Origin of the sequence: Paucimonas lemoignei (assembly GCF_004342585.1) — a bacterium.
GTDB classification, from domain to species: Bacteria; Pseudomonadota; Gammaproteobacteria; order Burkholderiales; family Burkholderiaceae_D; genus Paucimonas; species Paucimonas lemoignei.
The window spans coordinates 234,448-249,323 of record NZ_SLZQ01000003.1 but is presented as its reverse complement, the minus strand read 5'-3'; the positions used below and the strand labels follow the sequence as shown (position 1 = coordinate 249,323).

At 55.2% G+C, this 14,876-nt stretch carries 12 protein-coding genes and 1 pseudogene; 10 read left to right on the top strand and 3 right to left on the bottom strand.

Annotated features, from left to right (window positions below; genetic code table 11):
* Window positions 1-453: an NUDIX hydrolase gene (locus EDC30_RS06535; protein WP_132257993.1), complete on the bottom strand. Its 453-nt coding sequence runs from the start codon at window positions 451-453 to the stop codon at window positions 1-3.
* A 21-nt stretch (window positions 454-474) separates the two neighbouring features.
* Entirely contained in the window at window positions 475-903 is a 429-nt protein-coding gene (gene cadR, locus EDC30_RS06530; RefSeq protein WP_132257992.1) for a Cd(II)/Pb(II)-responsive transcriptional regulator, read from the bottom strand.
* Between the two features lie 82 nt (window positions 904-985).
* Here cadR and EDC30_RS06525 point away from each other — a divergent pair, with 82 nt between their 5' ends.
* The 10 genes and pseudogenes from EDC30_RS06525 to EDC30_RS06480 form a co-directional block, all read left to right on the top strand.
* The gene (locus EDC30_RS06525; RefSeq protein WP_132257991.1) at window positions 986-3,235 is read left to right on the top strand and encodes a heavy metal translocating P-type ATPase; all 2,250 of its coding nucleotides are present in this window, start codon (window positions 986-988) and stop codon (window positions 3,233-3,235) included.
* Window positions 3,236-3,358: 123 nt separating this feature from the next.
* On the top strand, window positions 3,359-3,709 hold the full coding sequence (gene czcI, locus EDC30_RS06520) for a cation efflux protein, CzcI family (RefSeq protein WP_132258155.1): 351 nt from the start codon (window positions 3,359-3,361) through the stop codon (window positions 3,707-3,709).
* Between the two features lie 243 nt (window positions 3,710-3,952).
* The gene (locus EDC30_RS06515) at window positions 3,953-5,107 is read left to right on the top strand and encodes a TolC family protein (protein WP_481347983.1); all 1,155 of its coding nucleotides are present in this window, start codon (window positions 3,953-3,955) and stop codon (window positions 5,105-5,107) included.
* A complete protein-coding gene (locus tag EDC30_RS06510) occupies window positions 5,104-6,684 on the top strand; it encodes an efflux RND transporter periplasmic adaptor subunit (protein WP_132257989.1) in 1,581 nt (526 codons plus the stop codon). The genes EDC30_RS06515 and EDC30_RS06510 overlap by 4 nt, the downstream gene beginning before the upstream one ends.
* A gap of 17 nt (window positions 6,685-6,701) precedes the next feature.
* The gene (locus EDC30_RS06505) at window positions 6,702-9,896 is read left to right on the top strand and encodes a CusA/CzcA family heavy metal efflux RND transporter (protein WP_132257988.1); all 3,195 of its coding nucleotides are present in this window, start codon (window positions 6,702-6,704) and stop codon (window positions 9,894-9,896) included.
* A 30-nt stretch (window positions 9,897-9,926) separates the two neighbouring features.
* Window positions 9,927-10,868 (top strand): cation diffusion facilitator family transporter, encoded by a 942-nt coding sequence (locus tag EDC30_RS06500; protein WP_132257987.1) that lies wholly within the window; start codon window positions 9,927-9,929, stop codon window positions 10,866-10,868.
* A gap of 19 nt (window positions 10,869-10,887) precedes the next feature.
* Entirely contained in the window at window positions 10,888-11,304 is a 417-nt protein-coding gene (locus tag EDC30_RS06495; protein WP_132257986.1) for a hypothetical protein, read from the top strand.
* Window positions 11,305-11,786: 482 nt separating this feature from the next.
* On the top strand, window positions 11,787-13,457 hold the full coding sequence (locus EDC30_RS06490) for a phosphoethanolamine transferase (protein ID WP_132257985.1): 1,671 nt from the start codon (window positions 11,787-11,789) through the stop codon (window positions 13,455-13,457).
* 163 nt (window positions 13,458-13,620) lie between these two features.
* Complete coding sequence (locus EDC30_RS06485) at window positions 13,621-13,974, top strand: DUF3147 family protein (RefSeq protein ID WP_132257984.1); 354 nt, start codon at window positions 13,621-13,623, stop codon at window positions 13,972-13,974.
* An 83-nt stretch (window positions 13,975-14,057) separates the two neighbouring features.
* Window positions 14,058-14,231 (top strand): annotated as a pseudogene (locus EDC30_RS06480) (transposase); the annotation flags it as partial.
* Window positions 14,232-14,314: 83 nt separating this feature from the next.
* Here EDC30_RS06480 and EDC30_RS06475 read toward each other — a convergent pair.
* Window positions 14,315-14,875 (bottom strand): hypothetical protein, encoded by a 561-nt coding sequence (locus tag EDC30_RS06475; protein ID WP_165973748.1) that lies wholly within the window; start codon window positions 14,873-14,875, stop codon window positions 14,315-14,317.
* Window position 14,876: the final 1 nt, after the last annotated feature.

Sequence of the window (14,876 nt, the reverse complement as noted above, 5' to 3'; positions counted from 1 at the left end):
CTACCAGTCTAATGCGAGTAACCGTTTGGCCATGCGAGGCCAGCAAAGCCGGCTGATGTCTTCACGAGCCGCCCAACAAAAGTCATCCACTTCCGGCGTCAGTTTGCCGGTGACGTGATGCGGAAAGTGGCTAGTACATATTAGATGACCGAGGCTATCCAAGTTCTCCGGTGCGTGGACCTTGTATAGATGCAGACGCTTGTCAGGGCGATAGTTGAAGCTGCCGATTTCCTCAAACAAGTCTTCGGTAAACACCAGTCCGGTCTCCTCGCGCAGCTCACGCCTTGCTGCTTCGAGCGTTGATTCGCCTGGATCTTGCAGACCTTTCGGGAGGTCCCAATTCTGGGTGCCTGTTACATGACAAAGCAGCAGTTCCCCACGCTTGTTAATGACCAGCGTGCCGCAACTGGTTGCTTTTTCTTTCGTAGGCGATGTCTTGGTTACTGATGCCATTCAGTCCAGTTGTCCTTGTGCTTAATGCTCGGCGTGGCACGCGCAATCGTGATTTCCCGCGGATTCAGACAAATTTTGTATGATGGCGCACTTCTGAACGGAGTGGGTCTCACCACATTGCTGACGCAACGTCGTTAGCTGAGTTTCTAACGCAAGCAACGCTTCCATCTGGGTGCGGATGCGCTCAATGTGATGGTCCAACAGCGCATTCACTCCCTGGCACTCAGCCGTCGGGTTGCTTTTGAGATCGAGCAGGACGCGAACGTCGGCCAGCGGCATCTGCAGCGACCGACAGTGTCGGATGAACTGGAGGCATTCCTGGTGTTCCTCCATGTATTCGCGATAACCGGCAGTATTTCTGGCCGGTTCTGCCAGTAAGCCGGATTTCTCGTAATACCGAATGGTTTCGATATCTGTACCGGTACGTTTTGCCAATTCACCAATACGCATGGTTCTCTCCACAAAGTGCTTGACCCTGTAGCGACTACGGGGTGTTTAATGCATGTTACATCATTATGCACAGAGGCATCCCATGCCAAAAGATATGGAAGTAAAGTCAAGTTGCTGTTCTGGCGGGCAATGCACAAGCTCATTCCAGACCTCACTTCAGCCGCAACCAGTTTTGGCTGGCACACGATCGACCCAGTACCATATCCAGAACATGGACTGCCCAACGGAAGAACGTCTGATCCGCAACAAGCTCGAAGGTCTGCCTGGAATCGTGCGCCTGGATTTCAACCTGATGAGCCGGGTACTGAACGTTCATCACACCTTGGAAAGCCAGGAGACGATCCTTGGTGCGCTAAAAGCCATCGGCATGCAGGCCGAGCCGCTACGGATAGATACCCCTGGTGCATCGGCCAGTGCTGATACTGCTACCATCAGTTCAACACAAAAAGTCCTATTGGGTATCTCCGGTATTGCGGCTACTGCAGCTGAAGTATTTGCGTGGACCACGCATACAGATACCTCTCCGCTTGTGATTGCCTTGGCATTGATATCCATTGTGACGGGTGGATTGCCGACCCTCAAAAAGGGGTGGATTGCACTGAGGACCTTCACGCTTAACATCAATTTCTTGATGAGTTTGGCGGTGGCGGGGGCGATGGTGATTGGCCAATGGCCGGAAGCTGCGATGGTGATTTTCCTGTTTGCCGTCGCGGAGTTGATCGAGAGCCTCTCATTGAACCGGGCGAGGAACGCTGTACACGGATTATTGAAGTTGGCGCCCGATGTCGCCACGGTGCAATCTTCAGGCGGTAGCTGGGATACGGTGCCAGTTCAGTCCGTGGATGTGGGTGACTTCATGCGGGTAAAACCCGGCGAGCGGATTGCCCTCGATGGCGTCGTGGTGTCCGGCGAGTCTTCCGTTAATCAGGCCCCGATTACCGGTGAAAGCATGCCGGTCGATAAGCTCCCGGGAAGCACCGTCTATGCCGGCACCATTAATGAACGTGGGATCCTGACTGTGCAGGTGTCCACCAATAGCGGCAACAGCACGCTGGCCAAGATTGTTCGGGTCATCGAGGAAACGCAAAGCAATCAGGCACCGACCCAACGCTTCGTGGACAGCTTTGCCAGATATTACACGCCAGCCGTCGTAGCGGCCGCCATCCTGGTCGCAATCGTGCCAACACTGGTATTCGGCGCGCCTTTCACGCCCTGGCTGTACAAGGCGCTGGTCATGCTGGTCATTGCGTGCCCGTGCGCACTCGTTATCTCGACGCCCGTGAGCATTGTGAGCGGCTTGACTGCGGCGGCTCGCCGCGGGATTCTCATCAAGGGCGGGCAATTCCTGGAGGCAGGCTACCAGCTGAAAGCTATTGCGGTCGACAAGACAGGAACGCTCACGCAAGGCCTTCCCGCTGTGACTGAAGTCAAGGCAGTGGGCAGCCTGATGCACGATGACGTCCTATTGCTAGCTGCCAGTCTGGATGCGCACTCTGACCATCCGCTGGCCACCGCCATCGTCAAGGCAGGACCGGATGCATCGCTACACAAAACAATCTCGAAATTTGAAGCGCTGCCAGGTCGAGGTGTGAAGGGCGAAATCGAAGGAACCACCTATTATTTGGGTAACCATCGGCTGATTGAAGAACTGGCCGTCTGCTCTCCCGCCATTGAAGAAGAGTTGCAACGTCTGGAAGAGCAGGCGCAAACCGCCATGCTGTTGGCAACGAAGGAAGGGCCACTAGGCATCATCGCGGTGGCGGATGTGCTGCGGCCCAACGCTGCGCAGGCCATCGCTCGCCTCAATGCGTTGGGCATTACGCCGGTCATGCTGACCGGTGACAATACCCTTACCGCGCAGCGTATTGGCAAAGATGTCGGTATCGCAGTGGTCAGAGCAGAATTGCTGCCAGAGGATAAACTGGAACAGATAAGCCAACTTCAGGCCCAATACGGCAAGGTGGGTATGCTGGGCGATGGCGTGAACGATGCACCGGCCTTAGCAAAGGCGGAAGTGGGCTTTGCCATGGGGGCGGCGGGCAGCGATACCGCCATTGAAACGGCAGATGTCGCGCTCATGGATGACGATTTGGATAAATTACCTGCCTTCATCCAACTGAGCCGCGCCACGCGTCGAATTCTTGTGCAGAATATCGCCGTTGCGCTGGGTATTAAAGCAGTCTTCTTTACCTTGGCTTTAGCTGGTGTCGCGACATTGTGGATGGCTGTATTTGCGGATGTAGGGGCCAGCCTGTTAGTGGTGTTCAACGGCTTGCGTTTGCTTCGGCAAGCTCAAAAGGAAACATTAGTGACGCCAATATTGCCCTCTTGAATCACGTGGCTGGCCAGGTTAAGTAGGCTAGAAATATTGATATGGCAGAAAGAAAATAAATATAACTCTATGCGATCGATGGTCTGTCCTGCGCGTCGCTCCAAAAATGTTATTATTTCACCCGTGAAAAAACTGCTCATGATCTTGCTGCTGACGATTTTGCCGCTCCAGTATTCCTGGGCAGCGGCGGCCGTCTATTGTCAGCATGAGCAGGGTCATGCCTCTCACTTTGGCCACCATAGCCATCAGCATCAAGGGCATTCCGACCAATCGGAAGCTGACGGCAAAAGTAAGGTGAAGCAATTCCATAGCGATTGCGAATATTGCCATTTCTTTGGCCAATCCCCCTTTATCGCTGCGGCACCGACGGTTGCAGTAACTGCACCCGGACACCACCCGGCGCTTTTACTCCAATCTTTCACCTCGCACATCGAAGATGGCCCCAGAAGGCCAGACAGAAGTCTCGTCGCATAACGCGACGAGACGCGCTGCTATTTCCTTAACTCGTAGTAATCGCTGACGTCTCGTCGAATTCCTTCCATTTACTAGGAGAATTCGATGTACCGGTATTTATTGCCATTTAGTCTAGTGGCATTCGGTTTGCCCCTTAGTGCGCAAACCTTACCTCCCACAAGCAGCAGTATTGAAGCGCCTCAGGCGCATCCGAACCGCATTGCCGAAGCGGCAGGCCCCTTGACGCTGCAGGCAGCATTGAACATGGCACTGAGAGCCAATTCCGAACTGTCGGCAGCCCGATATGAGTTACAGGCAGTGGAAGCCTCGGTGTTGCAGGCCGGCGTATTGCCCAATCCCGCTCTAGAAGTTGGCGTGCTAGATACGCGCAAGGAGACGCGCGAAACCACCGTGCAACTGAGCCAGCCTATCGAGCTGGGCGGCAAACGAGCGGCACGGGTAGAAGCGGCAGAACGGGGACGCGACGCCGCCCTGGCCGAACTCAACGCCAAGCACGCCGATATTCGTGCGGCCGTTATTACAGCATTCTTTAACGTCCTTGCAGCGCAGGAACGGTTGAGCCTTGCGGAAAACTCCGCGGAGCTGGCAAAACGTGCAACATCCGTGGCGTCGCGACGTGTTGCTGCCGGCAAGGTTTCACCCGTTGAAGAAACCAAGGCCCGGGTGGCCGAAGCGAGCGTTCGTTTTGAATTAACACAAGCCAAGAGCGAACTGGCCACCGCACGCAATCGACTGGCCGCCTTATGGGGCAGTCCAACTCCCCGCTTTGAGCGCGTGGAAGGCCGGCTCGATGCCTTGCCGGCGTTGCCGGAGCGGATGGCTTTGTCCCAGCGGCTGGCCGCTTCACCAGCACTGGCCAGGGCGCGGCTCGAAGTCGATCGCCGACAGGCACTGGCCCAGGTTGAACGCAGCCGGCGCATTCCCGATATCACGCTCAACATGGGCGTCCAGCGCTCGGAAGAGCTGGGGCGCAATCAGGCCATTGTGGGGGTGTCGATCCCCTTGCCGTTTTTTGACCGCAATCAGGGCAATATCCTGGAGGCGCTGCGGCGTACTGACAAGGCGCGCGACGAGCTTGCCGCCACTGAAACTCGTTTGACCAACGAGCTTGCGCAAGCCTTTGAACAACTCGATGTCGCCCGCCAGGAATCCAGCGCCTTGCAGCAGGAGGTCTTGCCCGGAGCGCAAAGTGCCTATGACGCCGCAACTAAAGGCTTCGAAGCCGGCAAGTTCAATTTTCTCGAAGTACTGGATGCACAGCGCACACTGTTGCAGGCCAAATCCCAATATCTGCGCGCGCTCGCTGAAGCACACCGCGCAGCAGCCGAAGTCGATCGGCTCGTGGGTACACCTTACGCGCCCCCAAGCGGCGCAATGACTACCAGGGAACAACAATGAACAGGAAACAAATCATCACGATCGTTGCCATGATCGTAGCGGGGGTGCTGTTTGGTGCGTACGTTTTATTGCAGGACAATCGCAATAGCCAAGGTGAAGCCGCCGGGTCGGCGGAAAGTGGTGGCCATGGGCATGCCAAAGACCATGGCGATACCGAGCATCATGGCAGCAAACAATCCAACGAGCATGACGATGAAAAAGGCCATGCCGATGCCGAGCATCATAAAGGCAGTGCAGCCAAAGGTCCGCATGGCGGCCAGCTCTTTACCGAAGGGGATTTTGGTCTGGAAGCCGTTCTGGAGGAAAAGGGCGGCGAAGCACGATTCCGGCTCTTTCTGAGCGAGAAGGGCAAGCCGCTGCCGCCTACGGCGGCAAAAGTGTCGGTCACGCTCACTCGACCTGGCGGCGACAAGCAGGAAATTGCCTTCGCGCCTGAAAAGGATGCCTTGGTGAGCACCGCCCCGATTGAGGAGCCGCATGTATTCGAGGCGACGATTACTGTCCAGCGCGGCAATAGCTCCTATCTTTTCACCTTAAGCAAGGAAGAAGGCAAGATTGAATTGACTGATGCGCAGATTAAATCGAGCGGCATCACCTTGCAAACCGCGGGCGCAGCACGGATCAAGAGTGGCTTGCAATTGCCTGGCGAAATACGCTTCAACGAAGACCGCACGGCCCACGTTGTTCCGAGAGTAAACGGCATCGTTGAAGCGGTACCGGCCAATCTAGGCCAGCAAGTCAAAAAAGGCGCCATTCTCGCTGTCATTTCCAGCACGACCTTGTCTGAGCAGCGCAGCGAACTGCTGGCAGCCCAAAAGCGTGTAGAGTTTGCGCGCACCACGTATGCGCGGGAAAAGCAGCTGTGGGAAGACAAAATCTCGGCCCAGCAAGATTACCTGCAAGCGCAGCAGGAGCTGCGCGAAGCGGAAATTACCTTGCAAAATGCTCAGCAAAAGCTCAAGGCGCTGGGCGCGAATCCCTCGAATTCCGGCGGGTTGAATCGTTTTGAAATTCGTGCGCCATTCGATGGGATGGTCGTGGAAAAGCACATCACGCTCGGTGAAGCGGTCAAGGAAGATGCCAGCATCTTTACTTTGTCGGATTTGAGCACGGTCTGGGCAGAAATCGTTGTGCCGGCCAAGGATCTGGACAAGGTGCGTGTCGGTAGTGAGACGGTGGTGCGGTCGACCACCTCGGATGCCAAGGCCGCCGGAAAAGTGGCCTATGTCGGATCGCTGATTGGTGAACAGACGCGTTCGGCGAAAGCCCGCGTCGTGTTACCCAACCCGCAAATGGCTTGGCGGCCGGGCTTGTACGTCAACGTAGAGCTGACGGCGAATGAAGCAGACGTGCCGGTCGCGGTGACCACCAATGCCATTCAGTCGGTCGAGGACAAGCCGGCCGTGTTCCTGCGCGTACCGGGTGGCTTTGTCGCCCAACCGGTCACCACCGGGCGCACCGATGGCAAGTTGGTTGAGATCGTCAAGGGGCTCAAGCCTGGCGCCCAATACGTTGCTGCTGGCAGTTTCGTCATCAAGGCGGAACTCGGCAAAGGCAGCGCAAGTCATGAACATTGATGCGGAGATGATCAATCATGTTTGAACGCATCATTCGTTTCGCCATCGAGCATCGATGGCTGGTCATTTTGGCTGTGCTCGGTATGGCAGGTTATGGCATCTACAGCTATCAAAAGCTGCCGATCGATGCCGTGCCGGATATCACCAATGTACAGGTGCAGATCAATACCTCGGCGCCTGGTTACTCGCCGCTGGAAACCGAGCAGCGCATTACCTTCCCGATCGAGACGGTCATGGCGGGCTTGCCGCATCTGGAACAAACCAGATCGCTGTCGCGCTATGGGTTATCCCAAATCACCGTTATCTTCAAGGATGGCACCGATATTTACTTTGCGCGTCAACTGGTCAATCAACGGATACAGGAAGCGCTCAGTAATCTGCCGCCCGGCATTGTGCCGGCGATGGGCCCGATTTCCACGGGGCTGGGCGAGATTTATCTGTGGACGGTCGAAACCGAAGAAGGTGCCAAGAAACCGGATGGCACACCGTATACCCCTACAGATCTGCGGGAAATCCAGGACTGGATCATCAAGCCGCAATTGCGTAATGTGCCGGGCGTGACGGAAATCAATTCGATCGGCGGCTATGCCAAGGAATATCTAGTCGCGCCCACGCCGGCCAAGCTCGCTTCCTATGGATTGACCTTGGAAAGCATTGTGACAGCGCTGGAAAAAAATAACGGCAACGTGGGGGCCGGTTACATCGAGCGGCGCGGCGAACAATACTTGATCCGGGCTCCTGGACAGGTGCGCACCCTCGAGGATATCCGCAATATCGTTCTGGCCAATATCCAGGGCACGCCCGTGCGGATTCGCGATGTGGCGGAAGTGGAGATCGGGAAGGAACTACGCACTGGTGCCGCCACAGAAAATGGCCGGGAAGTGGTGCTTGGTACCGTTTTCATGCTGATTGGCGAAAACAGCCGCACCGTATCGCAGGCGGTCGACAAGAAAATGGCCGAGATCAATCGGACCCTGCCCGAAGGCGTCAAAGCCGTGACTGTGTATGACCGCACGGTTCTGGTCGACAAGGCGATCAACACGGTGAAGAAAAACCTGCTCGAAGGTGCGGTGCTGGTGATTGCCATTTTGTTTCTGTTTCTTGGTAATCTCCGTGCGGCGCTCATCACGGCCATGGTCATACCGCTGGCCATGCTGTTCACCTTCACGGGCATGGTCTCGAACAAGGTCAGTGCTAACCTGTTGAGTCTTGGCGCGCTCGACTTCGGCATCATCATCGATGGTGCGGTCGTGATCGTAGAGAACTGTGTGCGCCGCCTGGCGCATGCCCAGGCCCATCACGGACGCCCATTGACGCGAACGGAACGCTTCCATGAAGTGTTTGCCGCTTCCCAGGAAGCACGCCGCCCGCTCATATTTGGCCAATTGATCATCATGATCGTGTATTTGCCAATCTTTGCGCTGACGGGCGTGGAGGGCAAGATGTTCCACCCGATGGCATTTACCGTCGTGATTGCCTTGGTGGGGGCAATGATCCTGTCGGTTACCTTCATTCCGGCGGCGGTGGCGCTCTTTATTGGCGAGCGGGTCGCCGAAAAAGAGAATATCTTGATGCGGTTTGCCAAAACGCGCTACACGCCTTTGCTGGACCGTGCGTTGGCGAACAAGCCGGTGGTCTTGACGTTTGCCGGCATCATGATTGTGCTGTCCGTTTTGATCGCCTCGCGGATGGGGAGTGAATTCGTCCCGAGCTTGAACGAGGGTGATTTCGCCATTCAGGCACTGCGCATTCCTGCTACCAGCCTGTCGCAATCGGTGGCCATGCAGCAGCAACTGGAAAAGACGCTCAAGGAAAAGCATCCGGAAATCGAACGTGTCTTCGCGCGTACCGGCACCGCGGAAGTGGCATCCGACCCGATGCCGCCGAATATCTCGGATGGCTACATCATGTTGAAGCCGCAGGATCAATGGCCGAAGCCAAAAAAGACACGTGACGAGCTACTGGCGGCAGTGCAGGAAACCGTCAACGCCTTGCCCGGCAATAGCTATGAGTTCAGCCAGCCTATCCAGTTGCGGTTCAATGAACTGATTTCGGGCGTGCGCAGTGATGTCGCGGTCAAGGTGTTCGGCGACGACATGGAAGTGTTGAACGATACCGCTGCAAAAATCTCGGCTGCACTGCAGCAGGTACCGGGTGCAAGCGAAGTCAAGGTGGAGCAAACGACCGGCTTACCTATGTTGTCAGTCAATATCGACCGGGAAAAGGTGGCGCGCTATGGCTTGAATGTCAACGATGTTCAGCAAATCCTGGCTACCGCCACCGGCGGCCGCGAAGCCGGTACGCTGTTTCAGGGGGACCGGCGGTTCGATATCGTGGTCCGATTGCCGGAAGAGTCGCGCAGCGACCTGGAGGCGTTGCAGCGCCTGCCGATCCCGTTGCCGCAGTCGAACGGCAGCGACGCGTCGACGCATTTCATCCCCTTGGGAGAAGTTGCCAGTCTTGACATTGCGCCGGGGCCGAACCAGATCAGCCGTGAGCAAGGCAAGCGGCGCATTGTGGTCAGCGCCAATGTGCGCGGGCGGGATCTCGGATCGTTTGTGGCAGAAGCGCAGCAGCGCATTGAGCAGCAGATCAAGGTGCCATCCGGTTACTGGACCGTCTGGGGCGGCCAATTCGAAAACCTGCAGTCGGCCACGAAACGCCTGCAAATCGTGATTCCCGTTGCCCTGTTGATGGTTTTCGTATTGCTGTTTGCGATGTTCAATAACGTCAAGGATGGCTTGCTGGTATTTACCGGCATCCCGTTTGCGCTGACCGGCGGCATTGTCGCGTTGTGGCTGCGTGGCATACCGATGTCGATCTCCGCGGCGGTCGGCTTCATCGCCTTGTCGGGCGTGGCAGTACTGAACGGCCTGGTGATGATCGCCTTTATCCGCGGTTTACGGGAAGAGGGGCGTTCACTCAGTGAAGCGATCCGAGAAGGTGCCATCACCCGGCTACGCCCAGTGCTGATGACGGCACTGGTGGCGTCGTTGGGCTTCGTGCCGATGGCCATTGCCACCGGCACCGGCGCGGAAGTGCAGCGTCCGCTGGCGACGGTCGTTATTGGCGGCATCCTGTCGTCGACAGCGCTGACGTTACTGGTCTTGCCGCTGTTGTACCAGATCGCGCATCGCCGTGACGAAAACGAGGACCAAAATTCCAGTTCAGCGAAGCCGTGGATGAAACGGCTCGCATTCTGGGCAAGTTAATTCCACCAAATCAGGATAGGAGGTCGGACCATGGGCGCAGGACATTCTCACGCGGTACCTGGAACGCAGAACGAACGGGCATTGCGTTTTGCGCTCCTGTTAACGACAACCTTCCTGATTGCGGAAGTAGTCGCCGGTGTCCTAACCGGAAGCTTGGCACTCATTTCAGACGCCGCGCACATGTTTACCGATGCAGCGGCACTCGCGATTGCACTGGTGGCAGTACGCATCGGCAAGCGGCCGGCAGATAGTCAGCGTACGTTCGGCTATTACCGCTTCGAGATCCTGGCCGCAGCGTTCAATGCCATCTTGCTGTTTCTGGTGGCAATCTACATTCTTTTCGAGGCGTATCAGCGCCTGAAAAATCCACCCGAGATCCAGTCGACGGGGATGCTGATTGTTGCGGTGCTGGGCCTGGGCATTAATTTGGTCAGCATGCGTCTGCTCAGCGGTGGAAAAGAACACAGCCTGAACGTGAAAGGCGCTTATCTGGAAGTCTGGAGCGACATGCTGGGGTCGCTGGGCGTCATTGCCGGCGCATTGATCATCCGGTTCACCGGCTGGAGCTGGGTGGATTCGCTGGTCGCTGTCGCCATCGGGCTATGGGTGTTGCCCAGGACTTGGCTGCTGCTCAAGGAAAGCCTGAACGTCTTGCTCGAAGGCGTACCGGAAGGCATCGGTCTGGATAAAGTCCAGCAAGCCCTCCTGGCAGTGCCGGGTGTCCAGAGCCTGCATGATCTGCATGTATGGACGATCTCGAGCGGCAAAGTCAGCCTGACCGTGCATGTTGTTTGCGCTGCGACGGAAATGCCCAATGACCGTTTGCTGGCAGCAATTCGGTCGATGCTAGCAACGCAATTCGACATTCATCATTCAACGGTACAACTTGAACAAGCCCCCTGTGAACAGGCGAGCGACCTGCATACGTTCATTCCGACATCGCATGATGACAAAGAGCTCCATTCTCATTAACCCTGAAAAGGAGCCGTGTATGAATCTGAAAAAACGCCGATTACTGGCGACCTTGAGTGCGCTGGCGATGTCCATGCCCGCTGTTGCTGCCGACGGCCATAAGGGCCATGATCATGACCAGAAAAAGGGGGCGGCGCATGTCCATGACGCCAAACCGCTTTATGGTGGCATCGTTACCTTAGTCAAGGATATTCACTACGAGTTAGTCGCCAAGCCGGACAGCATTGCCTTGTATATGGCAGACCATGGCAAACCGGTCATGGCAAAAGACGTGGATGCTTTGGTCCTGCTGCTTTCTGCGACTAATAAAAAAGAGGTAAAGCTTGCTCCCGCTGGTGAAAACAAGCTGGAAGCCAAGGGTAATTTTGACGTCGCTGCCGGCACCAAGGCGCTCGCCAGTATCGTCATGCCTGGCAAGCCAGTCACCAATGTTTGATTTACGTTGAAATGACGGCATGTGGCCAATCGCTGGCCGAATGCATGCCATTGGCTCGCCATGATCAATTGAGAGCCATTACGGCCATGTATGGAATAAAGGCCGGCAGTATATGCCGGCAAACTCAATTGCGTGGGACAGATGATCAATCTAGGCGGCCGTTTGGTGCCAACGGAACTTTTCTATACCTTGATCGCGGTATCAGCGCTCATGGCCTTGGTGATCCTTGGGATACTGTTTTGGATCGGCCGATCAAGCAAGCCGCCCAAGCCGCCGGCTGAAAAAAATCACGCAGCGCCAAGCCTCAACGACGACGCGCACGAAAAAAATAGGCGTGCCTCTTTATTTTAATCCCTATTGATTTTGTCGGTTGCAGATGCACAACCTAACAGTGTCTGATTTGCTGCAGACGTTGCATTTGATCTGCTGATGCATCGCTTCGCAGGCCCGCCCGTTCACAATGAATATTAGTTGAAATCAGAATGTTATTTTCCTTAACTAGCGTGCTACACGCAGTAAAAAGCCTGCCGAGCCGCTATCCGGACATTTCCTTTTCCTCAGTGGCGGCATGCGTACTCGCGCTACTGTGCAACTGGCAATTCTGGCGTTCCGCAACAAATGCCATGCCTGCCACCAGCATGAGCAGCACGGCTTTTTTTCCTGCGCTGTTCTTGCTTATATTTTGGGTGCATGCATCGCTGTTACTCCTTATGCCTGGGCGTGTTGCGATGCGATCAGTGGCGGTGGCACTGATTGCCATCGCTGCTACTTGTGCGTATTTCGTGGATAGCTTCGGTATCGTCATAGATCGCGATATGGTGCGCAATGTCGTGCAAACCGATGCCACTGAGGCGCTGGGCTTGTTCAATGTGCGTCTAGCTGGATATGTCCTGCTACTTGGCGTTTTCCCGGCCTGGTTCTTATGGCGAATGCCATTGACACAGGTTTCACCCCGTTGTCATATTACGCAACGGTTCGTTTTCATAGTGGGCGGCGCAATATTGATTACCGCTGCCATGCTTCCCAACACCGGCAGGTTTGCCGCATTGGTACGAGAACATAAGCCATTGCGGTACCTGATAAATCCGGGGAATCTGATGTACGCCAGCTGGCGTTACCTGCGTCACGAGGCAGTATCTCAATCTGCACAACTTGTCGATGTAGATGGCGCCGTAAGCCGTCTATCCGACATAGCCGGCGGTAAGCCACTGCTAGTGTTGCTGGTGGTTGGTGAGACGGCCAGAGCCGCCGACTTCCAATTGCTGGGGCACTCTCGCGCGACTAACCCTCGCCTCGGCGCGGTGGAGAACCTGTATCGATTCAACCAAGTTACGAGCTGTGGTACGGCCACCGCCATCTCGCTGCCTTGCATGTTTTCCGGCTTGGAGCGCGATGGTTTTGATGTGACGCGTGCGGCTAGCCGAACCAATCTTCTTGACGCGTTGGTAAAAGCTGGCGTGGATGTGGAATGGCGAGACAATAACTCTGGATGCAAGGGAATTTGCGCGCGTGTGCCAACGATCAACATGAACCCGGCTATGGCGCCGAAGCTATGCTCCGAAGATTATTGCTATGACGAGATTTTATTAGAGGGCTTGACAGCGTCCGTCGCGTCAAGAAGCGGCGACCAATTTGTGGTACTGCATCAAATCGGCAGCCATGGGCCTGCATACTGGCGTCGCTATCCTGCAGCCTTCGAGCAATTCAAACCGACATGCCGTACCAGCAATCTAGGCGCGTGCTCGTTGGAGGAGATCCACAATACCTACGACAACACGATTTTGTACACGGATTATGTCCTGAGCCGCGCAATCGGATTCCTGCAAGATTTATCGGGCCAGTATGACACGGCATTGCTTTATGTGTCGGACCACGGGGAGTCGCTTGGGGAAAAGGGGGTGTTTCTTCATGGTGCGCCTTATTTATTGGCGCCGGATAATCAAACACGTGTGCCGATGATACTTTGGATGTCAGATGGTTTTCATCGACGAAATGCCATCGAGCCAAGCTGTATTCGCACGCTTCAGGATCGGCCACTCAGCCATGATAATGTTTATCACACGGTATTGGGAACGATGGGGGTCAAGAATGCTCTCTACAATCCGGCACGGGACATCATTGCGACATGTCGGCAATCGAAAATTGGCAGCTAGATGGACTGCGAAACAGATCGCCGCCAATTTTTCCGGAAGCATTTCGATCAGCTATCATGATGTGCTTTTCGCTCTTCGTGACAGCGCCTTCCATGATCATCATGGCGCTGTTCACGCGATGAATAACTTTGAAAATGAATATTAGACGCATCAGGAGACAATTTTGAGCTGGATAGCTACCAAATACCTGATCACTGCAGCCGTTGTGGTTATCGTCTCAGAGGCCGCAAAGCGGAGCGACAAGCTTGGCGGGTTTATCGGCGCGCTCCCCATGATTACTTTACTGACTCTAATCTGGCTCTATATCGAGAAACAGCCCCAAGCCAAAATAGCTAACCATGCTTGGTACACATTCTGGTATGTGGTGCCGACACTTCCCATGTTCTTGGCATTTCCAGTACTTCTGCCTCGACTCGGATTCTGGCTCACCATGCTTTCCTGCGTAGGTATTACTGTATTGTGTTTTGGTTTCTTTGCTCTACTTGTTCGCCAGTTTGGTATTCAGTTATTGCCATGAGAAGCCTAACTTGTCACTCACCCCGGAGCTGGATCTTCCCACGAAATAGTTGACACCTTAATCTAACGATTGAGGAGTGGGGAATGGGTAAGCCAGGACTACGAAAGACGCACCGTTACAGTAACGAATTCAAAGCCACAGCAGTCAAGCTTAGCGACGTGCCCGGCGTGTTGATACAGGATGTGGCCCAATCACTGGACATTCATCCCTTCATGCTGTCACGATGGCGCAAAGAAGCCAGGGAGGGAATCATTGTGACCAAAGGGATCAAGCTCAATGGTGTTGATGGCTGGATCGGAATAACAAAGCTGTGAAACCGTTTCGAGGGTTACTGCCTTAATCAATATCCTTTGACAATGCGATAGCCTTTAGCGGAAGTTTTTGCCGATTCATCAATTTGCACACATAGGCGTTGACGTCCATTGGAATCCTGGCAACTTGCCAGAGTGGCGTATCCGCCTCGAGCCGTCAATTGCTGAATTTGCGCACGTAAATTGGCTTCTTCGATCCGCAAGGCAGCTATGGCTTGGGCATCAGGAAACGTTGATCGTGCAACTATCACCATCCCCGCAATCCCGAAAAGGGTGGACAGCATCGCGATAGCTGCTATTTTCCAGGGCGCCCATATGGCCGCTTTCTTGTATGCTTCTGTAGCTTTTTCAGCATGTGTGTTTGCATCGTTCCAACTTGCGGCTATTTCTGCCGCTGCCTTCCGTGCCGCCTCAGAAAGGTTGCGCTCAACTTCCCGGTGAACCTGCGCAGGTAACGCCTCGGACCGTGCCTTGAATTGGGTAATCGCAGACGCCAATGCAGTAAGGACCGCCTCTACCTCTCGCTGATGCTCCGCCGTTTTTTCAAAGACAGCGGCGGCAGTCTTTGCGAGGCTGTATTCGTTCATCATT